The sequence below is a fragment of the Modicisalibacter sp. 'Wilcox' genome (genome assembly GCF_010993675.1).
Classification (GTDB): domain Bacteria; phylum Pseudomonadota; class Gammaproteobacteria; order Pseudomonadales; family Halomonadaceae; genus Modicisalibacter; species Modicisalibacter tunisiensis.
In genome coordinates this window covers 230,124-252,139 of record NZ_WNXF01000001.1, presented here as the reverse complement: position 1 = coordinate 252,139, position 22,016 = coordinate 230,124, and the positions used below count along the sequence as shown (strand labels likewise).

Below are 22,016 nucleotides of genomic sequence, written 5' to 3'. Positions count from 1 at the left end.
TCCCGGCGGCAAGGCTTCGCGAGGGCGCTGTAAACCCCTCCTTGGGCGCTACCTTTGCCATCCATGGCAAAGGACCCTCGCTTCGCCATGTTCCCCGGCGCCCATTATTCCGCGAGTTTGGGAACGAACTCTAGGCACTGTCTGAAAAGTCGACGAGCGAAGGTCAGACAAGGCAAAAATCAGCGAAAAAGCGGAGTTTACGGGGTGTAAATGAGCATTTTGAGCTGATTTTTAACGCAGTATGGCCGAGCGCAGACAGTTTTCAGACAATGCCTAATCCCTGTCCACTCACAGGAGGGTCACCATGGACTATCGTCGTCTGGGCCATACCGGGCTTCAGGTCTCGTCGCTCTGCCTGGGCACCATGACCTACGGCACCCCGCAATGGCGCGACTGGGTGCTCGACGAGACGCAGAGCCGTCCGTTCATCCAGCAGGCCCTGGACGCGGGGATCAACTTCTTCGATACCGCCGACATGTACTCCGACGGCGAGTCGGAGCGGGTGGTGGGGCGCGCCCTGCGGGACTTCGCCCGGCGCGAGGAGGTGGTCGTCGCCACCAAGGTCTACAACCCGACCGGCAACAAGGGCCCCAACGAACGCGGGCTGTCGAAGAAGCACATCCGTCATGCCATCGATGCCTCGCTGACGCGGCTGGGCATGGAGTACGTGGATCTCTACCAGACCCATCGCTGGGACTACGACACGCCCATCGAGGAGACCATGGAGGCGCTGCACGAGGTGGTGCAGTCGGGCAAGGCGCTCTACCTGGGGGCGTCGAGCATGCATGCCTGGCAGTTCGCCAAGGCCCAGCGGGTGGCTCGGGAGAACGGCTGGACGCCGTTCTCCACCATGCAGCCGATGGTCAACCTGATCTATCGCGAGGAGGAGCGGGAGATGATTCCGCAATGCCTCGATCAGGGCGTGGCGGTGATCCCCTGGAGCCCGCTGGCCCGCGGCATCCTCGCCGGCAGCAAGCCGGTCGGCAGCGAGGGCGAGACCACGCGCGCGCGCAGCGACGCACAGATGCGCCAGTGGAACCTGGGGCAGGAGCGCGACCGGCCGGTGATCGAGGCCCTGCAGGAACTCGCCAGGGAGAAGGGGGGCTCACCCGCCCAGGTGGCGCTGGCCTGGCTGCTGCAGAAGCCCGGCATCACCGCGCCGATCATCGGCGCCAGCAAGTCGCACCATCTGGATCAGGCGCTGGGCGCGCTGGATCTCGTCCTGAGCGAGGCGGATATCGAGCGTCTCGAGTCGCCCTACGTGCCGCACGAGGTGGTGGGGTTCCGCTGAACGGCGTGCCGCCGGCGGCATCAGGCCGCCCGAAACGACAACGCCCCGGCCGATGGCCGGGGCGTTGTGCGTTCGGCGCCGGGGCGGGATCAGCCGCCCAGCAGACCGTCGGTCACGTGCAGCCCGTAGAAGGCGATCAGGCCGATGATGCCCGCGAACAGCACATAGTAGAGGGTCGGCAGGATGGTCTTGCGCAGGGTCACACCCTCGCGTCCCAGCAGACCCACGGTGGCCGAGGCCGCCACCACGTTGTGGATGGCGATCATGTTGCCGGCCGCGGCACCCACCGCCTGCAGCGCCACCATCATGCTGGTGGACAGGCCCAGCGCGCTGGCGACGTTGAACTGGAAGTCCGACAGCATCAGGTTGGAGACGGTGTTGGAGCCGGCGATGAAGGCCCCCAGGGCGCCGACGGTGGGCGCGAACAGCGGGTAGATGTCGCCCACGCTGTCGGCCACGAAGCGGGCCATGGCCACCGGCATGGAGACCAGGTCGGACCCGTTGACGCCGGAGTTGATCAGGATGCGCACCATGGGAATGGTGAACAGCAGCACGAAGCCGGCGCCCAGCAGGGTGCGGGTGGATTCGTGGAAGGCGGCCTTGACTTCGCTGCCGCGCATGCGGTGCAGGCCGATGGTCAGCAGCACCACGAACACCAGGATACCGCCGGGCAGGTACAGCGGCTGCAGGCTGCCGGAGATGCCGGTCTCGCCGAGGATGTTGCTCCAGCCGACACTCGCCGAGGTCAGGGCGTCCTTGAGCGGGGCGATGGTCCGCGAGAGCACCAGGAACACGGCCAGCAGCACGTAGGGCACCCAGCCCATGAAGACCGAGATCGGCGTGCGGTCGGTGACCTCGTTGGCCTTGATCTCGAGGTCGCCGTGCCATTCCTCGGGCCAGCGACTGACCTCCGGGAAGTCCCAGGTTTCCTTGGGCAGCAGGAAGCCCTTGCGCGCCGCCGGCACGACGATCGCCAGGCCGACCATGGCGCCGATCATCGACGGGAACTCCGGCCCGAGCAGCACGCCGGCCAGCATGTAGGGCACCACGAAGCAGACCCCGGCGAACAGCGCGAACGGCGCGATCGCCAGGCCTTCACGCCAGGAGCGGTTGGCACCGAAGAAGCGCACCATGATGGTGACCAGGATCAGCGGCATGAACAGGCCGATGATGCCGTGGGTGATGGCGACCTCGGAGGTGATGAGGTGGTAGTAGTGATCCCAGCTGGAGCCGTTGGCGGCCAGTTGCTCGCTGATGCCGGACTTGTGGAGGCCGCCGGTGACGCCCACCACGATCGGCGTGCCCACGGCACCGAAGGAGACCGGCGTGGACTGGATCATCATGCCCACGACCACGGCGCCCAGTGCCGGGAAGCCCAGGGCCACCATCAGCGGTGCAGCGACGGCGGCCGGGGTGCCGAAGCCGGAGGCGCCTTCGATGAAGCAGCCGAACAGCCAGGCGACGATGATGGCCTGGACGCGACGGTCCGGGCTCACGCCGGAGAAGCCGTTGCGAATCGCGGCGATCCCGCCGGAGTGCTTGAGCGTGTTGAGCAGCAGGATGGCGCCGAAGATGATCCACAGGATGGCGACCGTGAGAATCAGGCCCTGGAATGTCGACGCCAGCACGCGTGTGAACGTCATGTTCCAGGCGAACAGGCCGATCAGGGCGGTGACGACGAAGACGACCGGCATGGCGGTCCGCGCGGGCAACCGGAAGCCGATCAGCAGTATCCCCGCCAGCAACAGCGGTAGAAAGGCCAGAAGCGCGAGTAACGATTCATTCATGAGGCACAGTCCCTCTTGTTGTTGTCCAGCGCCAGGCTGGGCATGGCACGACCAGAAGTGAAGGTTTCGGCAGGCTTGCCGCGCTGCCGGGAGCAGCAGGTCTGGCACGATAATCAGGAATCGTCGGCTTGGCCATCCTTGGAAAATTGGTTTGACCAATAGTGCCGGGCACTGGTAATACCTTTTTATATCAAATAAATCAGTAGATTAAAGAGAAAATCCGGAGTCCGGGCAGACCGCGGAGTGGGCAGGATTGGTCAATTTATTCGACTAATAGATGATGCCTCGGCCGAATCCGCCCGCCACCATGGCGTGTCTCGGCGCAGGATGGTAGCGTTCCAAGCATTCACTGGAACGGCGCGACGAGGACACCATGACACGGATTCTTTACGACCTTTGCGGCATTGACGAAGGGCTGCGTTTTTCACCGTACTGCTGGCGCGTGAAGTACGCCCTGGCGCACAAGGGACTGGCGTACGAGACGCGCCCCTGGCATTTCACCGACAAGGAGATGCTGGCCTTCTCCGGTCAGGGCAAGGTGCCGGTGCTGGTCGATGGCGAGGAGACCGTCGTCGACAGCTACGAGATCTTCCGCTACCTGGATCGGGTCTATCCCGAGGCGTCGCTGCTGGGCGGTGCGGACGCCGAGGCCCGGGCGCGCTTCTTCAAGTTCTACGCCGAGCGCAACCTGGCGCCCGCCATCATCAAGACGGTGATGATGGACCTGTTCAATGTCGTGGCCCCGCAGGACCGTGAGTACTTCCGCGAGACGCGTGAAAAGGCCTTCGGACGCACGCTCGAGGAAGTCCACGCCCCGAGTCGCGGGCTGAGTCAGCTCGATCAGGCGCTGGAGCCGATGCGGGCCCGCCTCGAGGAAGCCGAGTTCCTCGACGGCCAGGCGCCCGCCGCCGCCGACTACCTGGTATTCGGTGCCTTCATGTGGGCGCGCACCGTCTCGGCCGCCGACCTGGTCTCCAATGCCGACCCGGTCTACGGCTGGGTGGAACGCATGCTCGATCTGCACGGTGGCCTGGGACGCAATGCCAAGCGGGTCGTCGACGTCGAGGGTGCCTACTGAGCCTGGTGCGTCCATGAAAAAGCCCCGCTCGGGAACGAGCGGGGCAAGGGAGCTATCGCGGTAACGTCACGCGGGCGTCAGAAGGTCAGCCCGAAATGCGTCTGGACGCTGGTGTGCCAGTTGTCGTCCACCGGCGAGCCGAAGTAGTTCAGGCCGTTCTTGTTGGCGATGATGTCGAACCAGGCGTAGTAGGGCCCGGCGGTCACCTTCATCCCCAGGTCGTTGAGCATGGGATCATCCATGTTGCCGTAGCCGCCGTTGATCGGCGAATAGTCGTTGGCGGCATCGATGACACTGAAGTCGTTGTAGAAGTAGAGGTTCTCCACCGGCCCCCAGTTGACGTCCATGCTGTAGGCCAGACTCGCCGAATAGGTCTCGCCCTTGGCCGGGATCAGGTAGTTGAAGCCGAACGCGCCGACCTGCAGGACATTGTCGGAAATGCCCGAGACCGATTCCGCCGGGTTCTCGGCGTTGTACTCGTAGGTGGTGGCCTGCAGCAGGGTCAGCCAGTTGCCGTAGCTGCCGCTCAGGCCCAGCGCGGCCTGCCAGTTGTCGCCGCTGTCGCCGGTCCGCGTGTTGTAGAGCTGACCGCCCTTGGCCGAGAGGTTGACCTCGGTGGTGTAGTCGCTGCCCTGGCCGAAGGTATAGGCGACACGGCCGGCGAGTTGGTTCTCTTCCGTGTTGCCCTGGGCGCTGTTGCCCACGGCGTTGGCGCCGTAGTGCTCGTTGTCGTCGCCGAGCTGGTCGCTCTTGAAGAAGGCCAGCGAGGTGTCCCAGGCACCGGCACTGTGGTCCCACTTGATGCCGGCGTTCTGGTTGTCGTTGAAGCCCGCCAGATAGGGCAGGTTGCCGTACCAGCCGAGATAGCCGTAGTCCATGTTGCCGAACGGCGTCTGCACCAGGCCGAGCTTGAGCATGTCGTTGCCGTCCAGCTCGTAGCCCAGTCAGCCGTGGTGCAGGAAGCGATAGCCGTTGTAGAAGCGGTACTGCAGCGAGTACTTGTACTGGTCGTAGCCGCCGTCGACGCCCAGGTTGAACTTGCCGAAGTCGAGGTCCCCACCGGTATCCTTGTCGCGCTCGCTCCAGTCGTTGAAGGTCGCGCCGAACTCGAGCTGGCCGTTGATCTCGGTGCGCTTCATGGCCTCGAGGATCTGGCTGTTCTCTTCGGCCAGCTGCCGGGTTTGCTCCGACTCATTGGCGGAAGCCTGGCTCTGCTGCTCGTCGAGCTGACTCTGGAGCTGCTGGATTCTGGCGCGCAGCTCCTGCAGCTGGCGCTGCACGTCGGTGTTGCTGGTCTGTTGTGCCAGCGCCGGCGTGGCCAGCGTGAACAGCGTGGTGGTCAGCCCAATAGCCTTGAATGATCTCTGCTTCACGGTGTTCTCCTTGCATGAGTCAAGTGAAAACGGGCCATGCCGGCCCTGTGTGAATGCCGATTGTCGTTGTCAGGCGACAGTAGGATACCAGATGTTTCCCGTGGTTATTAATGTCTGGCTATTTTTTCGCATGCAAATGATATGGCCGCGCCTGTGACAGGCAACGGCCTTCAGTATAGGCAGGCAGCGAGGGCAGTCATCGAGCGTCGGGCCGGGCCTCGGCGATGCGCCGGGCCTGCTGCTCGAGCGACAGCGCCAGGCGTTCGAGCATGCCCTCGATCAGGGCGAGGCGTTCGTCGGGGAGGGCGTGGTACCGGCGAGCGGCGTCGAGCAGGGCCGAGGCCGCGTCGCTCAGGGCCGGGCAGGAGCGACCCGCGGCACAGGCCCGATAGGCCTGGGCCAATGCCTGCTGGTAGGCCTGGCGCGGTTGGCGAAGCTCGGGAGTGGCGTCCAGCCATTGCCGCAGGCGCAGGCCGCTGACGCCCAGGTCCAGCCCGGTTAGCCCCAGTGCGAAGAGGTGGCGCTGGTCGAGGGGCAGCATGTCGTCGTGGCGGGCGAGGGCCAGCAGGCGGTCGGCCATGCGGCCGCTGAACAGGGTCTCGGCCTCGCTCAATGGGCGCTGATCGAGACGCCGGAGGTCCCGCGAGATGGCGCCGACCAGCCGGCGCCGCCGCAGCGTGGCCCCGAGCCCCGGCAGCAGACGAAAGCTCATCACCACCACGGTCAGGCCGATGACCACCGCCACCGCGCGATTGGCGAAGCTGTCGAAGGAAAAGTCCATGCCGTTGCCGGGCATGGTCAGCAGGATGTTGAAGATGGTGAAGGCCAGGCAGTAGCCCATCAGGCGCGGGTGGCCGGCCCCCAGCAGGCCGAGGAACAGCGGCGTACCGAAGATCATCGCGAGCATCGGGAAGCCGTTGGCCTGGGCCAGCAGTACGTGGCCGAACAGGAAGGCGCTGGGAATCGCCGCCAGCATCCCCTTGTAGAACATCATCGTGATGGCCACGGGATTGTCGCGGCTGGCGAAGAAGGCCGAGAACAGGGTGCCCAGCAGCATGGCCACCTGACCGCTCGACCAGTGGGTCAGGATCCAGAAGGTGGCCAGGCCGGCGAAGACCAGTCCGGCGCGCAGCGCATTGACGCCGGCGGCAAGGTGGTCACGATGCCAGGACAGTCGGCCGCTGCGTAGCTGCCTGGCCCCGGGGGTGATGATGGCGGCACGCGCATCGAGCATGACGATGGCGTGGCCCAGCAGGTCGCGCACGCCCAGCACGATGCGCCGCTGCAGCGGCGAGCGGTGCTGCTCGTCGAGTGCCAGCGCCCGGTGACGCAGCGTCTGCAGGCGACGGCGTGCGGCCGGCACGCCGTCGTCCGCTTCGGCATCGCGAAAGCCGCGGGCGCACTCGGCGGTCAGGGCGCGCACGTCGTCGTCGAGGCGATCGCCGCGGTCCCCGAGCAGGTGGTGCATGGCATGCAGGGTGGCGAGGAAGCGCAGCGTGCGGCGGGTCAGCACGTGGGTGGCGCGCACCCGCCCCTTGCCGGCGGGCCCTTCGTAACGGGCCGCCTGGCTGTCCGTCTCGAGCTGGGTCAGCGGGCCGAGGCTGCCGGTCAGCGAGGCCTGCAGTGCCGCATGGTCGTCGCTCGCCTCGAGGCGCTGGGCGGCCTGCACGAAGGCCTGGTTGATGACGGTGTTGGCCTGCTCGGCCAGGTGGTCGCGCATCTTCGTCGGCCACAGCAGGGCGCTGACCAGCGTCGCGCAGATGGCGCCCAGGCCCAGCTCCGAGAGTCGGGAGACCGCGACGTCGAAGACGCTGGCCGGGTTGCTGCCGGCGATCACCACGATCAGCATCGCCGTGACCGCCGCCATGATGCAGCCGTAGGAGAAGTTGTTGCGCAGCAGCGAGCTGCCGTAGGTGCAGAGCATGATCCAGGCGGTCAGCGAGGCCAGTGCCGGCACCCGGGCCTGGACGAACAGGGCCATGATCGTGATGCCGGCCACGGCACCCACGATGGTGCCGCCGATCTGGCACAGCCCCTTCTCGACCACCATGCCGCTCATCGGCCGGATCTGCAGGAAGGCGGCCGAGATCAGCGCCCAATAGGGGCGATCGAGATCGAGCCACAGGGCCAGGTAGAGCGCCAGGAACATCGCCAGACTGGCCTTGACGGCGAATCGGGCGGCACTGGCCGTCGGCGTGAGATAGGCCTCGAGCAGCGGCGGCATGGGCGGCTCAGTGCGTCTCGTCGTCGAGGATGCGCACCGTCGCCGTCATCCCGGCGCTCAGCAGGGCGCCCTCCGGCACCGAGTCGAGGGCGATGCGCACGGGGATGCGCTGAGCCAGGCGCACCCAGCTGAAGCTCGGCTGGACGCGGGGCAGCAGCTCGCTGTTGGTGTCGGTGTTGGCGTTGGCGATGCCGCGCCCGATACCGGCGACGTGGCCGCGCAGTCGGGTATCGCCGCTCATCAGTATCACCCGGGCCGGGGCGCCGACCCGGATGAACGGCATCTTGGTCTCCTCGAAGTAGCCGGTCACGTAGTAGGAGTCCTCGGCGACCAGCGCCATCACGGCCTTGCCGGCGGTGACGTAGTTGCCGGCGTTGAGGTGCAGGTTGAGGATATGTCCGGAGATCGGGGCGCGCACGGTGGTGCGCTCGAGATCCAGCCGTGCGCTTTCCAGATTGGCCCGGGCCTCGGCCAGGTTGGCCTCGGCGACCCGGGTGTTGATGCGGGCGATCTCCTGGTTCTCGGCGCTGATCGACTGTCGGCTGAGGCGCTGGCGGCGCGACTCTTCGTGGCGCTTGAGATCCAGCGTCGCCCGGCGCTGGTCGACCATCGCCCGGGCCTTGTCGAGCGCGGCCTGGTAGCGGGCATCGTTGATGGTGAACAGCACCTCGCCCTTCTTCACGGCGGCGTTGTCCTGCACGGCGAGGGTGTCGACCCAGCCCGAGACGTCCGGGGCGATGGTGATGATGTTGGCCCGCACCCGGCCATCGCGGGTCCACGGGGTGTACAGGTAGTAGTGCCACAGCCACAGGCCGGCGGCGATGGCGGCGGCGACGATCAGCAGGGTGACGAGGATGCGAAGCGGCTTTTGCATCAGGGGGCCGTCCCGTTGGCAAGGGAGAACATGAAGGCGATGGCGGCGGTGATGATGACGAACAGCGCGGCATCGAACCAGGCCTCGTACCAGAGTACCTGCTGACCGAGGAAGCGGTGCAGCAGGTTGCGTGTCACCACGGCACAGACGAAGCCCAGCAGGGCATACAGCAGCAGCGGACTGAAGTAGATGCCGCCCACGGCGATTTCCTGAAGTCCCATGGCCTCTCCCTGTGCTCGTGACGCCCAGTGCGCCGGTCCATGGTAACAAGCGACGGCGTCTCGCGCTCCCGGCGGCGAGCGTTGACAGGGCGGCCCCGGGGCGCTTTGTGTCTTCCCGGGCTCCCGCTTATGCTGGACTCGCGTGAGTGTCAACGAAGGGTCACGCCCGCCGATCGACAATCAACAATCAAGGGTCTGCAATGGAGGCATATTCCATGACCGTCAAGAAACCGCTTGTCGCCGCCGTTTCCGCTCTTGCTCTGACGAGCAGTCTCTCGGCGCTGGCCGCGCCGATGAAGATTGGTGTGCTGGTGCCGCTGACCGGCGACCTGCAGAGCTACGGCGAACCCGCGCTCAAGGCCACGCAGCTGGCCGCCAAGGAGATCAATGCGGCCGGTGGCGTGATGGGCGAGGATGTCCAGATCGCCAGCGGCGATACCCAGACCTCGCCGCAGCCGGGGGTGTCCGCCGCCCAGAAGCTGGTCAACGTCGAAGGGGTGAGCGGCATCATGGGTGCGCTCTCCAGCGGCGTGACCATTCCGGTGGCACAGAGTGTCTCCAAGCCGGGCAAGATCCCGCAGATCAGCAGCGCTTCCACCTCGCCGGTGATCACCTCGCTCGACGACGGCGATTTCCTGTTCCGTACCGTCCCCTCGGATGCCTTCCAGGGCGTGGCGCTGTCGCAGATCACCGCCGACAAGGGCTACAAGACGGTCAGCATCATCTACATCAACAACGACTACGGCAAGGGGCTGGCCGACGCCTTCACCACGGCGTTCGAGAAGCAGGGCGGCAAGGTGTCGGCGACGGTCGCCTACGAGAAGGGCCAGCCGGCCTATCGCGGTGAGCTGCAGCAGGCCGACAAGGGCGATCCCGAGGCGCTGGTGCTGATCGGCTACCCGGAGAACGGCCAGACCATCCTGCGTCAGGCGCTGGAGGGCGGCTACTTCCGCAACTTCGTGTTCACCGACGGCATGAAGGCACCGGAGCTGGTCGACAACCTGGGGGCCGAATACCTCAACGGCTCGGTGGGCACCGTGCCTCAGGCCCGCGACGATTCACCCGGGGCGCAGCACTTCAGCACCGCCTATGAACAGGCCTACGGCGCGGTGCCGCCCAAGCCCTACCTGGATACCGCCTATGATGCCTTCTACCTGATGGCGCTGGCCGCCGAGGCCGCCGGCTCCACCGATGGCGTGGCGATCCGCGATCATCTGCGCGAGGTCGCCAATCCGCCGGGCGAGCAGGTCGGCCCCGGCGAGTTCGAGAAGGCGGTGAAGCTGCTCAAGGCGGGCAAGGACATCGACTACGAAGGGGCGTCCGGTTCGGTCAACTTCGACGAGAACGGCGATGTGCCGGGCACCTTCGGCGAGTGGACCTTCGAGGACGGCAAGATCGTCACCAAGCGCATCTTCGAGCCGACGATGCCCGAGTAGGACGTCGTGCCGCGGCGGCTGGCGGCGCGGACCGCCGGCGTCGTCCCCTGAGCCACAACGCGAAGCCCCGGTCATGTGCATGGCCGGGGCTTTTTCGTCGGCAGGGCGGGGGCTCGGAGGATGCCCCTGAGCCGATCGGCCTAGCGGGAGCGACGTTCCCGGGCGATCAGGCGGGGCGGCTTCTCGGGGAGCAGTCCCTGCGGGCGCAGGACCAGGATGACCTGCAGCAGCACGCCGATCAGCAGCACGCGCAGCGCCGCCCCCTGGGTGGCGTGCTCGGCCGGCAGCATGTCGGTGAACAGCTCGGTGACCGACCAGATGCCCCAGACCACCACCGCGCCGAGGATGGCGCCGCGGTTGTTGCCGCTGCCCCCGGCGATCAGCATGACCCAGACGATGAAGGTGCCGTAGAGCGGGCGGAAGGCTTCCGGGCTCAGGAAGCCGAAGAAGTGGGCATACAGCCCGCCGCCCAGGCCCATGACCGCCGAGCCGAGCACGAATGCCTGCAGGCGGAAGCGGGCGATGTCCTTGCCGGCCGCCGCGGTGGCCGGCTCGTTCTCGCGGATTGCCCGCAGCACGCGGCCCCAGGGCGAGGCATAGGCGCGCTCGACCAGGAAATACACGCCGACCACGAACACCACCACCACCAGCAGGTAGCCCAGCGGCGTGTCCAGCGGGGTGCCCTGCAGCGGTCGCGGGATGCCGGCGATGCCGCGCACGCCGTTGGAGAGCCAGTCCTCGTTCTTGATGAACAGCCGGATCATCTCGGCGATGCCGATCGAGGCGATCGCCAGGTAGTCGGTGCGCAGGCGCGCGGTGATCAGGCCGATGATCACGCCGATGAGCGCGGAGGCGATCACGGCGCCGCCCAGGCCCACCAGGAAGGGCAGGCCGAAGCCGCCCAGATAGGCGGGGCTGCCGGGGGTGGTGAGGATGGCGCTGGTGTAGGCGCCCACCGCGAAGAAGCCGGCGATGCCGATGTTGAACTGCCCCGTGAAGCCCCACTGCATGTTGAGTCCCAGGGCGAGCACGGCGTAGACCCCGGCGAAGGTCAGAAACGAGACGAGGTAGGACGCGATGCCGGTGAGTTCCATCAGACTGTCCCCTTGAAGATGCCCTGCGGGCGCAGGATGAGCATGCCGACCATGATCGCGAAGGCCACGGCGGGCTTGTAGGCGGCGGGGATGATCAGCGTCGACATCTCCATGGAGACGCCGATGATCATGCCGCCGGCGATCGCCCCGTAGGGCCGGCCGATGCCGCCGAGGATGGTGGCGGCGAACACCGGCAGCAGGGCGCTCCAGCCCATCACCGGGTGCAGGCGGGTGTCGATGCCCAGGAAGACGCCGGCCGCCGCGGCCAGGGCGCCGCCGATCACCCAGGTGACCATGATCACCCGCTCGGCGGGGATCCCCGAGACCAGCGCCAGGTCCATGTTGTCGGACATGGCGCGCATCGCCTTGCCCAGTCGGGTGCGGGTCAGGAACAGGTGCACCGCGACGACCAGACCCAGCGAGATCAGCACGATCCACAGGTGATCGGGCTTGAGGCGAATGCCGCCCAGCCAGTCGAGGCGCCAGGGGAACTGGATGCCGGTGGCGTAGCTCTGGTTGTCGGAGCCCCAGATCAGCTGCACCAGGCTGCGCAGGATCAGCGCCATGCCGAACGAGGCGATCAGCAGGATCACCGGCTGGGTGCGGCGAATGCGCCGGTAGAGCACCTGATCGATGAACACCGCGACCACCGCCATGCCGACCATGGCCGCGGGCAGCGCCCACCAGGCGCTGAGCCCGAAGGCGGAGATGAAGGTCAGGCCCAGATAGGCGCCCAGCGTCATGAAGTCGCCGTGGGCGAAGTGGGCGAAGCGCAGGATGCCGAAGATCATCGACACGCCGATGGCGCCCATGGTCAGCACGCTGCCCAGTACCAGGCCGTAGACGAGCAGTTGCAGGATATCGGTCATCTCAGCCCCCCAGGAACATTTCGGCGACTTCCGGATCGGCCAGGAGATTGGGCCCGGTGTCTTCGTGTCGGTTGCGGCCGGTGGCCAGCACGTAGCCGCGATCGGCGATGGCCAGCGCCTGCTTGGCGTTCTGCTCGACCATCAGCACGCCGATGCCCTGGGCGTTGATTTCCTTGATGCGCTCGAAGGTCTCGTCGATCAGCAGCGGCGAGAGCCCGGCGGTGGGCTCGTCGAGCATCAGCAGCTGCGGGTCGATCATCAGGGCGCGGCCCATGGCAACCATCTGGCGCTCGCCGCCGGACATCAGGCCGGCCTGCTGGCGCCGCCGCTCGGCCAGCTTGGGAAACAGCGTGTAGACCTTGTCGAGGCGCTTCGAGAGGTCGCCCTTCATCAGGTAGGCGCCCATCTCGAGATTCTCGCGGACCGTCATCGAGGGAAAGACGTTCTTCTCCTGGGGCACGTAGGCGATGCCGCGCCGAACCATCTGTTCCGGCTTGGCGTTGGTGATCGGCTCGCCCTTGTAGAGCACCTCGCCGGCACGGATGCGCAGCAGGCCGAACACCGCCTTCATCGCCGTGGACTTGCCGGCGCCATTGGGGCCGACGATCACCACGATCTCGTCGGTCTCCACGCGCAGGTTGGTGCCCTGAAGGATGTCCACGCCGCCGTAGCCGCCATAGAGCTCCCGGGCGTCGAGAAGACTGGTCATGAGGCATCTCCCTGGTTCGAAGGCCGGGCGTTCTCGCCCATCTGCCCGCTCATGCCACCGCCGAGATAGGCCTCGCGGACCTGCTCGTTGCGGCGCAGGTCGGTCATGGCGCCGGAGGCGATCAGTTCGCCGTTGGCCATCACGTGAACCGGGTCGCACAGCGCCGAGATCAGGTCCATGTCGTGCTCGATCACGCAGAAGGTGTAGCCGCGCTCGCGATTCAGGCGCAGGATCGCCTCGCGGATCTTGCCCAGCAGGGTGCGGTTGACCCCGGCGCCGGGCTCGTCGAGCAAGACCATCCGGGCGTCGGTCATCATGGTGCGCCCCAGGTCGAGGAGCTTCTTCTGGCCGCCCGAGAGGTTGCCGGCCAGCTCGTCGGCGACATGGGTGATCTCCAGGAAGTCGAGCACGTCGTCGACCCGGTCGAGCACCGCGCTGTCCTCCTGCCTGACGCGCCCCCAGCGCAGCCAGGCGTTGAACAGGTTCTCGCCGCTCTGGCCGGACGGCACGACCATCAGGTTCTCGCGCACGGTCATGCGCGAGAACTCGTGGGGGATCTGGAAGGTGCGCACCAGGCCGAGGTGGAACAGCTTGTGCGGCGGCAGGCCGGTGATGTCGCGGCCGTCCAGCAGCACGCGGCCTTCGCTGGGGGGGAAGAGGCCGGCGACCATGTTGAACAGGGTGCTCTTGCCGGCGCCGTTGGGGCCGATCAGGCCGGTAATGCTGCCTTCGGCCACCTCGAACGAGACCCCTCGCACTGCCTGGATGCCGCCGAACGTCTTGGAGACGTTGTCGATCTGAATCAAGGAGAAGCTCCTCGCAAGCGTCCTGATGCCGGGGCGGCGCGGGGGTGAAACGGCATTCACGGATGCCGGCCCGGCGAATGGAGTTGTGATTGTGCTGGGCCCGGGCCATCGGTGGCAGGGCGGGGATCGCCGCGGGCCGCATGGTTGTGACCTTACAGGGGCTTGACCTCGCGGGACAAGCGCCGCCACCGATGGCCTTTAAACGGTCGTCTCGTGCCTGCCGGCCGGCGCCTGAAAAAATGTGGCGACGGATGCGATTCGCCATGTTGCACTGCAACAAGGGGTCTGCTATGTTGCACTGCAACGAAGGCCGAAACCTTCGAGGTCAGCCCACCACGACGGAGGTCCTATCATGGCTACCAACACCCAGAACGCATTCGATCAGGTCAACAAGCAGTTCGAAACCCTCTACACCGGCCCGGCCCGTGCCTATGCCTCCATGGCCATGGACTACGCGGAGCAGCTGGTCAACACCCAGATGGGCTTCGCCAAGGCCTATGTCGACGCCAGCTTCGCCCAGACCCGGGCCATGCTCGACGTGCGCGACGCCGATGGCTTCCGCAACTACGTCGAAGAACAGCAGAAGGTCGTCAAGGACCTGGGCGAGCGCCTGAAGGGCGATGCCGAGAAGGTCGTTGCCCTGAACCAGGATTTCGCGAAGCAGAGCCAGCAGCTGGTCGAGGAAAACCTCAAGACGGCCGGCAAGACGGCAGGCCAGACCAAGTAAGCTTCGCTGCGGCGTCGTATCCGGGCCGGCGACTCCTGTCGCCGGCCCTTTTTTTGTTTTGTCCCCTGCTTGTCGCGTCAGGGGCGAGGCGCCTCGGCGCGGCGGGTGCTCCGCCAGCCGGGCAGGCGCACGTTGATCACCGCCAGGCCCGCCACCACCAGCAGTCCGCCGATGAGCTTGCTGGCCCCCAGCGGATCGCCCAGCAGCCACATCCCCAGCAGCACGGCAAACGCCGGCATCAGCAGCGACAGCGGCACCACGCGGCTGACCGGATGCGTCTGCAGCAGCCGATACCACACCCCGTAGGCGACGATCGACGACATGACGGCGGTATAGAAGACGGCCCCCCAGCCGCTCCAGCCGGCGTGGCCCAGCGCTGCCCATTGGTCGCTCTCGAACAGCCAGGAGCCCAGCCCCACCTGAGGAATGGCGAACAGCGCGATCCAGCCGGCCAGGGTCAGCGGCGGGATGGGCGGCGCCACCTTGATGATCAGGTTCGACACCGCCCAGAAGAAGGCGCTGGCCAGCAGCAGGGCGGTAGGCAGCGGCGCCGGCAGCGACGGCCCGCCGGCCAGCACCACCACGCCGCCGAAGGACATCGCCAGCCCCAGCCAGCGGCGTCGGTCGAGCCGGTCCTTCAGGAAGGCGGCGGCCAGCAGGGTCGCGAAGGGCGTGCCCATCTGCACCAGCAGCGCGCCGGTGCCGGCCTCGGCCTGGCCGAGCCCCAGGAACAGCAGGGGGAAGTGCAGACCGCCGAAGCTCACCGACAGCAGCAGCAGCCAGGGCAGCTGGCGGCGGGTGAAGCGGGTGAAGGGCACCAGCAGGGCCGCGACCAGCGAAAAGCGCAACGTCATCAGCAGCAGGGGCGGCATGTCCGCCACGCCGACCTTGATGACGATGATGTTGAGCGCCCAGATGACGATCACGGTCAAGCCGAGCAGAAGGTCGCGTAGGGGCACGAATTTGTCCTTGCCTGGTGGTCAGGTAACCTGACGGAAAAGCGATGGGGCAGTATAAAGAAGGGGGACGAAGGCTGCGAGGTGCCTTCCTGACGGTCATGACGGAGAACGGGAGGCCGTGGTGATGTCGCGACGACTGCTGGCGCTCGGGTTCTGGGGCGGGCTCGCCGTGCTGGGCGTGCTGACTGGGCGGCCAGGCGTGCAGGCCGACGATCTGGAACAGCGCACCCTGGTCATCGTCAGCGGCGATCGGCGCCAGGCGGTTCAGGTGGAAGTCGCCCGGCGTCCGGCCGACCGGGCCCGGGGCCTGATGGAGCGCGAGCGGCTGCCCGCCGGCGCCGGCATGCTGTTCGTCTACCCGCGTGAGCAGCCGGCCACCGGCGCCTTCTGGATGTTCAACACGCGCATCCCGCTGTCGATCGCCTTCATCGATACCCGGGGTGTCATCCGGGCCATCCGGCGGATGGTCCCCTGTGACAGCGAGCGTCCGGCCGACTGCCCGCGCTACCCGGCGGGAGTGCCCTTTCGCATGGCACTCGAGGTCAACGTCGGCTTCTTCGCGCGTCACGGCATCACGGTGGGGGATCGCCTGCTGCCCGCCTCGCTGCCCTGAGGACGCGTGTGGTCAGTCCAGGCGCTGGGCGATCTCGCGCCACAGGGCGGCGTAGGCCCGGCTGCCGGCGCTGCGCGGGGCGAAGACGCTGACCGGGGCGCGCTCCAGGCCCATGCGTTCGATGGCGCTGGCATTGGGGATGGCCGTGGAAAGCCGGGTCGGCCAGTGTTCGCCGAGGCTGTCCATGATCTCCCGGTGCAGGGTGCGGCGGCGGTCGGCCAGGGTGACGAAGGGCCACACCGGGCAGTCCTGGTTCGCCTCGTCCAGGTGGTGGCGCAGCTGGTCGAGGGTGCGTTGCGAGAGCGTGGTGGGGATCACCGGCACGAGCAGGGCGTCGACGCTGGAGACGATCTGCTCGGCCAGCGTCGACAGGCTGGGCGGGCAGTCGAGGAGAATCAGGTCGTACTCGTCGTGCACGGGCTGGAGCATCCGGCGCAGGCGGCTGGGCTTGCGGCCTTCCAGCAGCTGTTCCATTGCCCGAGAGCCGACCGCCGCCGGCAGCAGGTCGAGCCCCTCGACGCCGGTGGCGCGGATCACCCGATCGAGCGCCGCCTTGCCCTTGACCAGCTTGCCCACGCCGCCGCGTACCCTGGGCTTGATGCGCAGATAGAAGGTGGTCGCCGCCTGAGGATCGAGATCCCAGAGCAGCACACGACGGCCGTCACGGCAGGCTTCGGCGGCAAGATTGACGGCGGAGGCGGTCTTGCCCACGCCGCCCTTGATGCTGTAGAGCGCCAGCATCTTCATGGCGGGCTCCCACGGGTCGGCCGTCTGAAAGGGCGCCTTAGTCTAGCAGCGATGGCGGTCGGCCGCGTGACGGTTCGATGACAGGCAGGGGCATCTTGCCGGGCTGTCATTCATTCGATAGCGCTTTACAATGATGGCTGGATAGAAACACGCCTGCGCTCATCGTGCCGGGCGTGCCTCGGCGGGCGGCCACGAGCTGCGCGCCGCGGGTCCTTATCCTCCGGACCTGCATGCGGGGAAGCCGCCTGGCTTCATGATAACCAACAACGTAGCCAGACCCGGCCCGCGGGCTGGCGCATGCAAGGAATCACGACATGCTGACACGTCGCTTTACCGGATTCACCGCCGCCCTGGCGGGAGCCGCCCTGCTGTGCACCGCGTTGACCGCACAGGCCCGCGAATATTCCGTCTCCACCGTGCTTTCGAATGCCTTCCCCTGGGGGCAGGCCGCCGACAAGTGGGCCGAGCTGGTCAAGGAGCGCTCCGACGGGCGCATCACGTTGCGCGTCTATCCCAACTCGCAGCTGGTCAACGGCGACCAGACCCGCGAATTCTCGGCCATGCGCCAGGGGCTGATCGACATGGCGGTGGGCTCGACCATCAACTGGTCGCCGCAGGTCCCGCAGCTCAACCTGTTCTCGCTGCCGTTTCTGATGCCCGATTATGACGCTGTCGACGCGGTCACCGGCGGCAAGGCCGGTGAGATGGTCTTCGACGCCATCGAATCGCGCGGCGTGATCCCGCTGGCCTGGGGCGAGAACGGCTTCCGCGAACTGTCCAACTCCAAGTTGCCGATCAATGAGCCCGAGGATCTCGACGGCCTGAAGATCCGCGTGGTCGGCTCACCGCTGTTCCACGACACCTTCACCGCGCTGGGCGCCAACCCCACCCAGATGAGCTGGGCCGACGCCAAGCCGGCGCTGACCACCGGGGCGGTGGACGGCCAGGAGAATCCGCTGTCGGTGTTCGACGTGGCGCGCATCGATCAGGTAGGGCAGAAGTACCTGACGCTGTGGCACTACATGAACGATCCGCTGATCTTCGCCGTCAATCGCAACGTCTGGCAGCAGTTCCCCGAAAAGGACCGCGAGCTGCTGCGTCAGGCCGCCAAGGACGCCGGTGCCTGGGAGATCGAGAAATCGCGCGGCGAGCGTGACGATCGGCTGGCAGCGATCAAGGAGCGCGGTGTCGAGGTCGTCGAGCTCGACGACGCCCAGCACCAGGCCTTCGTCGACGCCACCCGCAGCGTCTATGACACCTGGACGCCGAAGATCGGCGAGGCGCTGGTCGAGACGGCACGCCAGGCCGTCGAAAACCGCTGAGCGGCGAGTGTCGCCAACCCGCAAGCCCCGTCGGCCGGCCGAGGTGCCGGCCGACACACGATGAGGTCAACATGAAACCGCAACCGGATGCGCGACTCGAGCGCGTTCTGGCCACGCTTGCCCTGATGGTGATCGCCCTGATCAGCTTCGCCAACGTGGTGGTGCGCTACGTCACCGATGCCTCCTTCGCCTTCACCGAGGAGATCTCGGTTTTCCTGCTGGTGGTTGTGACTTTCGCCGGGGCGGCGGTGGCGCTGCGCCGCAACGGTCACATTCGCATCGGCCTCGTCGAGCGTGCCCTGCCGCCCGGACCGCGCCGTGTGCTGATTGCGCTGCAGGGCCTCGCCGGGCTGGTGGTGCTGGGGCTGATCACCGGTTACGGCGCGCAGATGGCCTGGCAGGAGTATCACTGGCAGTCGCTGTCGCCGGGGCTCGGCGTGCCGCAGTGGTGGTACCTGGTGTGGCTGCCGCTGCTGTCGCTCGCGATGCTCGTGCGACTGGTCCAGCAGACTCTCGATCGGCTGCGCGGAGGGCTCGACGATGAGTCCTGATTTCCTGATGATCGGCAGCTTCGGGCTGCTGTTGCTGGCCGGCGTGCCGGTGGCCTTCGCGCTGGGCCTGGCCGGGGCGGTGGGCATCGTCACCGGGCTCTCGCCGGACATGCTGGCGGCACTGGGTACCAACACCTACAACAGCATCGCCAAGTACCCGTTGATCGCCATTCCGCTGTTCATCCTCACCGGCCTGATCTTCGAGCGCGCCGGGGTCGCCGCGCGGCTGGTGCGCTTCGCCCAGGCGCTGATCGGCCCGCGCCACGGCGGGCTGGCGCTGGTCGCGGTGCTGGTCTGCCTGATCATGGGCGGGATGAGCGGCTCGGGACCGGCGGATGCCGCGGCGGTGGCGATGGTGATGCTGCCCAGCATGACCCGTGCCGGCTACCCCAGGCCATTCTCGGCGACGCTGATTGCCGCCTCGGCATCCACCGCGATCCTGATCCCGCCGTCGGTGGCGCTGATTCTCTACTCGATCGTGGTGCCGGGCGTCGATCTGCGTGCGCTGTTCGCCGCCGGGCTATTCCCCGGCATTTTGGCCGGCGTGGCGCTGCTGCTGCCGGCGTTCTGGCTGTCGCGGCGCCATGGCTGGGAGGCACCCTCTGAGGTCGAACGGCCGGCGCTGGGCGAGAGCTTTCGCCAGGCGATCCCCGCACTGTTCGCCCCGGTGCTGATCCTCGGCGGGCTGCGCAGCGGCCTGTTCACGCCCACCGAGGCCGCCGTCGCGGCGGTGGCCTACGGCGTGGTGGTGGGGCTGTTCCTGACCCGTGAGCTCGACTGGCGCGAACTCTGGCGACTGGTCGGCGAGGCGGCGACGATCTCCGGGGTGGTGATGCTGATCATCGCCCTGGCGGGGATCTTCGCCTGGGCGGGCACCATGCTGGGGACGTTCCGGCATCTCGCCGAGTGGCTGATCACGCTATCCGACAACGGCGCGGTACTGCTCACCCTGATCATGATTGCGGTGCTGCTCGCCGGCATGCTGCTGGATGCGATCTCGATCTACCTGATCCTGATGCCGATCCTCATTCCGGTGATGCAGCACTTCGGCTGGAATCCGGTGTGGTTCGGCATCCTGCTGGCGATGAACATCGCCATCGGCCAGTACACGCCGCCGGTGGCGGTAAACCTGATGGTCACCACCGAGGTGGCGGGCATCCGCCTCGAGCAGACCCTGGGCTGGGCGCTGGTGTTCGTGGCGGCGATGGCTATAGCGTTGCTGCTGGTGGCGCTGTTTCCGCCGATCGCGCTGTGGTTGCCGGGGGTGTTGGGCTACAACGTCTGAGCGTCGGAAAAGGTAGAAAGGAGAGGGCGGCGACCGGAGACGGTCGCCGCCTTTGCGTGAGAACGCCTGAGGAGAGTCAGTCCCGGGGCTCGATCAGCCCCTGCTCGCGGGCCATGGCATAGGCGGCCTTGGGGCCGGTCCACAGCGAGGGCAGCAGCACCAGCGACACCGGGATCGCGGTGATCACGATGAACTGCTGCAGCACGCTGATCTGCCCCGAGCCCATGTACAGCAGGATGGCCGCCATCAGCGCCATGGCGATGCCCCAGAAGGCGCGGATCAGCGGGTTGGGCTCGTCATGCCCGGAGCCCACCACGGCGATCGCGTAGCTCATCGAGTCGCCGGTGGTGGCGACGAAGATGGTGGTCAGCAGCAGGATCGCCATGGCCATCAGCGTGCCGCCGGGCAGCGCCTGGGCCACGGTCAGGGTGGCGACGTCGAACTGGAAGTTGTTGAGCGCCTCGGTGAGGTCGATCGCCCCGGTCAGCTGGTAGTGGATGCCCGAGCCGCCCAGCAGGGTGAACCACACGGTGGTGGCGATCGGCGCCAGCACCGCCACGGCGAGGATCATCTCGCGCACGCTGCGCCCGCGGGAGATGCGCGCCACGAAGATCGCCATCAGCGGGCCATAGCCGATGAACCAGGCGAAGAAGAACACCGTCCACCACTTCATCCACCAGGCCGGGGCGGTCTCGGCGGTCATCGTCGCCATGCGGAAGAACGACGACAGGTACTCGCCGAAGCCCTGGGTGAAGGCGTTGGTCAAAAACAGCGTAGGACCGAAGACGAAGATCACCGCGGCGATGGCCAGCGCCAGCATCACGTTGAAGCGGCTGAGCAGCTGGATGCCGCGCTCGATGCCGCTCACCGCCGAGGTCACGTAGATCGCCCCCAGCGCCGCGAGGATCACCAGCTGGGTGCCGTAGCCCTGCGACCAGCCCAGCAGCTCGTGCAGGCCGAAGCTGACCTGGGTGGCCAGAAAGCCGATCGGCCCCACGGTGCCGGCGACCACCGCGATCACGCACAGCGCATCGACCACGCCGCCGAAGGCGCCGCGCATCACCCGCTCGCCGAACACCGGGTAGAGCAGCGTGCGCGGCTGCAGCGGCTGGCCCTTGACGTAGTGGGCATGGGCCAGCACCACCGCGGTCAGGGTGCCGAGCACCGCCCAGGCGAGAAAGCCCCAGTGCATGAAGGCCTGGGCCAGCGCGCCGGGCACCGCCGCGGCGGTACCCGCCTCGGTGTCGAAGGCCGGCGGGGTGACCACGAAGTGGTAGACCGGCTCGCCGGCGGCGAAGAACACCCCGCCGCCGGCGAGCAGCGTGCAGAGGATGATCGACAGCCACTTGAAGGTGCTCATCTCGGGAACGGCGAGATCGCCGATGCGCGCCTTCGCCGCGGGGGTGGCGGCCAGACCGATGGCGATGAAGAAGGTCAGCAGCAGCAGCAGCTGGAAGTAGGCGCCGAGCGTGCGGGCCGTCCAGGCGAAGCCGGTGCCGATGGCGTCGGCGACTCCGTCGATGTCGTACAGCGACAGGGCCACGAAGACCACAATGAACCCGATGGTGAGCGTCAGTACCAGGGGATCGCCCCAGCGTTTCTCGGAGCGGGGGCGAGGGGAGGCGGACGTATCCGGCATGAGAGGGGACCTTGGTCGAGAGCTTGTGGCGCGACCGGCATCGTCGCCCGTCGTCGGGGGCCGGAGCGCGCAAAAGCGGCTCACCCTACCACGTGCTCCGGGCATCGGCCAGCCACATCGGGCGTCGGGGGCAGCGGGACTTGCTGCTCCCCGGCTTCCCTCCGGAAGGAATTCTTGTATGATAAGCGCCGCTTAACCGACTGTTTTGCCTTGGGCTAACCAGAAAGATAAACGCCCTGTAAACGATCGAGTCGGCTACCCTGATTGTCGATGGTCGACAGGCCCGCGGTGCGCGGCGAACACTGTTTTAGCGATGCCTTTTGCAGCCGGCCGCGGCTGTGCGTATCTTGCGGGTGAGCCGTCTCGGCTCGTCTGCCGGGTGCATCGGTGGTAACCGGGCATCGGGGCAGG

The 22,016-nt window shown here is 67.1% G+C and carries 21 protein-coding genes; 8 read left to right on the top strand and 13 right to left on the bottom strand.

What is annotated here, in order from left to right:
* Positions 1–304 precede the first annotated feature (304 nt).
* Complete coding sequence (locus G7A98_RS01100) at positions 305–1,291, top strand: aldo/keto reductase (RefSeq protein ID WP_163647636.1); 987 nt, start codon at positions 305–307, stop codon at positions 1,289–1,291.
* An 89-nt stretch (positions 1,292–1,380) separates the two neighbouring features.
* Here the strand turns inward: G7A98_RS01100 and G7A98_RS01095 are convergent, their stop codons facing one another.
* Positions 1,381–3,078 carry an L-lactate permease gene (locus tag G7A98_RS01095; RefSeq protein WP_163647635.1) on the bottom strand — a complete coding sequence of 566 codons (1,698 nt, stop codon included), beginning with the start codon at positions 3,076–3,078 and terminating at the stop codon, positions 1,381–1,383.
* A 373-nt stretch (positions 3,079–3,451) separates the two neighbouring features.
* Here G7A98_RS01095 and G7A98_RS01090 point away from each other — a divergent pair, with 373 nt between their 5' ends.
* A complete protein-coding gene (locus G7A98_RS01090) occupies positions 3,452–4,156 on the top strand; it encodes a glutathione S-transferase N-terminal domain-containing protein (protein WP_163647634.1) in 705 nt (234 codons plus the stop codon).
* A 77-nt stretch (positions 4,157–4,233) separates the two neighbouring features.
* Here G7A98_RS01090 and G7A98_RS16655 read toward each other — a convergent pair whose 3' ends face one another.
* From G7A98_RS16655 to G7A98_RS01070, 5 genes are all read right to left on the bottom strand, one after another.
* Positions 4,234–5,073 (bottom strand): hypothetical protein, encoded by an 840-nt coding sequence (locus G7A98_RS16655; protein ID WP_240464644.1) that lies wholly within the window; start codon positions 5,071–5,073, stop codon positions 4,234–4,236.
* 27 nt (positions 5,074–5,100) lie between these two features.
* Complete coding sequence (locus G7A98_RS16650) at positions 5,101–5,529, bottom strand: hypothetical protein (protein WP_240464643.1); 429 nt, start codon at positions 5,527–5,529, stop codon at positions 5,101–5,103.
* 196 nt (positions 5,530–5,725) lie between these two features.
* Positions 5,726–7,753, bottom strand: coding sequence for an FUSC family protein (locus G7A98_RS01080; protein WP_163647633.1), 2,028 nt, complete (start codon positions 7,751–7,753; stop codon positions 5,726–5,728).
* 7 nt (positions 7,754–7,760) lie between these two features.
* Entirely contained in the window at positions 7,761–8,627 is an 867-nt protein-coding gene (locus G7A98_RS01075) for an HlyD family secretion protein (protein WP_163647632.1), read from the bottom strand.
* The gene (locus G7A98_RS01070; RefSeq protein ID WP_163647631.1) at positions 8,627–8,848 is read right to left on the bottom strand and encodes a DUF1656 domain-containing protein; all 222 of its coding nucleotides are present in this window, start codon (positions 8,846–8,848) and stop codon (positions 8,627–8,629) included. Before G7A98_RS01070 ends, G7A98_RS01075 begins: the two co-directional genes overlap by 1 nt.
* A gap of 215 nt (positions 8,849–9,063) precedes the next feature.
* Between G7A98_RS01070 and G7A98_RS01065 the strand changes: the two genes are divergently transcribed.
* The gene (locus G7A98_RS01065; RefSeq protein WP_163647630.1) at positions 9,064–10,284 is read left to right on the top strand and encodes an ABC transporter substrate-binding protein; all 1,221 of its coding nucleotides are present in this window, start codon (positions 9,064–9,066) and stop codon (positions 10,282–10,284) included.
* 140 nt (positions 10,285–10,424) lie between these two features.
* Here the strand turns inward: G7A98_RS01065 and G7A98_RS01060 are convergent, their stop codons facing one another.
* From G7A98_RS01060 to G7A98_RS01045, 4 genes are read right to left on the bottom strand one after another with little or no spacing between them, the layout of a single operon-like run.
* Positions 10,425–11,378, bottom strand: a complete 954-nt coding sequence (locus G7A98_RS01060; RefSeq protein WP_205596182.1) for a branched-chain amino acid ABC transporter permease — start codon at positions 11,376–11,378, stop codon at positions 10,425–10,427.
* Complete coding sequence (locus G7A98_RS01055; RefSeq protein WP_163647629.1) at positions 11,378–12,247, bottom strand: branched-chain amino acid ABC transporter permease; 870 nt, start codon at positions 12,245–12,247, stop codon at positions 11,378–11,380. Before G7A98_RS01055 ends, G7A98_RS01060 begins: the two co-directional genes overlap by 1 nt.
* Position 12,248: 1 nt before the next feature.
* A complete protein-coding gene (locus G7A98_RS01050) occupies positions 12,249–12,956 on the bottom strand; it encodes an ABC transporter ATP-binding protein (RefSeq protein WP_163647628.1) in 708 nt (235 codons plus the stop codon).
* Positions 12,953–13,762 carry an ABC transporter ATP-binding protein gene (locus G7A98_RS01045; RefSeq protein ID WP_163647627.1) on the bottom strand — a complete coding sequence of 270 codons (810 nt, stop codon included), beginning with the start codon at positions 13,760–13,762 and terminating at the stop codon, positions 12,953–12,955. The genes G7A98_RS01050 and G7A98_RS01045 overlap by 4 nt, the downstream gene beginning before the upstream one ends.
* Before the next feature lie 352 nt (positions 13,763–14,114).
* On the opposite strand from G7A98_RS01045, the gene G7A98_RS01040 reads away from it, so the two are divergent.
* Complete coding sequence (locus G7A98_RS01040) at positions 14,115–14,489, top strand: phasin family protein (protein WP_163647626.1); 375 nt, start codon at positions 14,115–14,117, stop codon at positions 14,487–14,489.
* Positions 14,490–14,566: 77 nt separating this feature from the next.
* On the opposite strand, the gene G7A98_RS01035 is transcribed toward G7A98_RS01040, so the two are convergent.
* The gene (locus G7A98_RS01035; RefSeq protein ID WP_163647625.1) at positions 14,567–15,448 is read right to left on the bottom strand and encodes an EamA family transporter; all 882 of its coding nucleotides are present in this window, start codon (positions 15,446–15,448) and stop codon (positions 14,567–14,569) included.
* Positions 15,449–15,572: 124 nt separating this feature from the next.
* Between G7A98_RS01035 and G7A98_RS01030 the strand changes: the two genes are divergently transcribed.
* Entirely contained in the window at positions 15,573–16,061 is a 489-nt protein-coding gene (locus G7A98_RS01030; RefSeq protein ID WP_163647624.1) for a DUF192 domain-containing protein, read from the top strand.
* Between the two features lie 12 nt (positions 16,062–16,073).
* Here the strand turns inward: G7A98_RS01030 and G7A98_RS01025 are convergent, their stop codons facing one another.
* Complete coding sequence (locus G7A98_RS01025) at positions 16,074–16,808, bottom strand: ParA family protein (RefSeq protein ID WP_163647623.1); 735 nt, start codon at positions 16,806–16,808, stop codon at positions 16,074–16,076.
* Between the two features lie 314 nt (positions 16,809–17,122).
* On the opposite strand from G7A98_RS01025, the gene G7A98_RS01020 reads away from it, so the two are divergent.
* The 3 genes from G7A98_RS01020 to G7A98_RS01010 all read left to right on the top strand — a co-directional run bounded on the left by G7A98_RS01020 (position 17,123) and on the right by G7A98_RS01010 (position 19,966).
* On the top strand, positions 17,123–18,130 hold the full coding sequence (locus G7A98_RS01020) for a DctP family TRAP transporter solute-binding subunit (protein WP_163647622.1): 1,008 nt from the start codon (positions 17,123–17,125) through the stop codon (positions 18,128–18,130).
* A 71-nt stretch (positions 18,131–18,201) separates the two neighbouring features.
* Complete coding sequence (locus G7A98_RS01015) at positions 18,202–18,681, top strand: TRAP transporter small permease (protein WP_163647621.1); 480 nt, start codon at positions 18,202–18,204, stop codon at positions 18,679–18,681.
* Positions 18,671–19,966 (top strand): TRAP transporter large permease, encoded by a 1,296-nt coding sequence (locus G7A98_RS01010; RefSeq protein WP_163647620.1) that lies wholly within the window; start codon positions 18,671–18,673, stop codon positions 19,964–19,966. The genes G7A98_RS01015 and G7A98_RS01010 overlap by 11 nt, the downstream gene beginning before the upstream one ends.
* Positions 19,967–20,042: 76 nt before the next feature.
* Here G7A98_RS01010 and G7A98_RS01005 read toward each other — a convergent pair whose 3' ends face one another.
* Positions 20,043–21,605 carry a BCCT family transporter gene (locus G7A98_RS01005; RefSeq protein WP_163647619.1) on the bottom strand — a complete coding sequence of 521 codons (1,563 nt, stop codon included), beginning with the start codon at positions 21,603–21,605 and terminating at the stop codon, positions 20,043–20,045.
* Between the last annotated feature and the right edge of the window lie 411 nt (positions 21,606–22,016).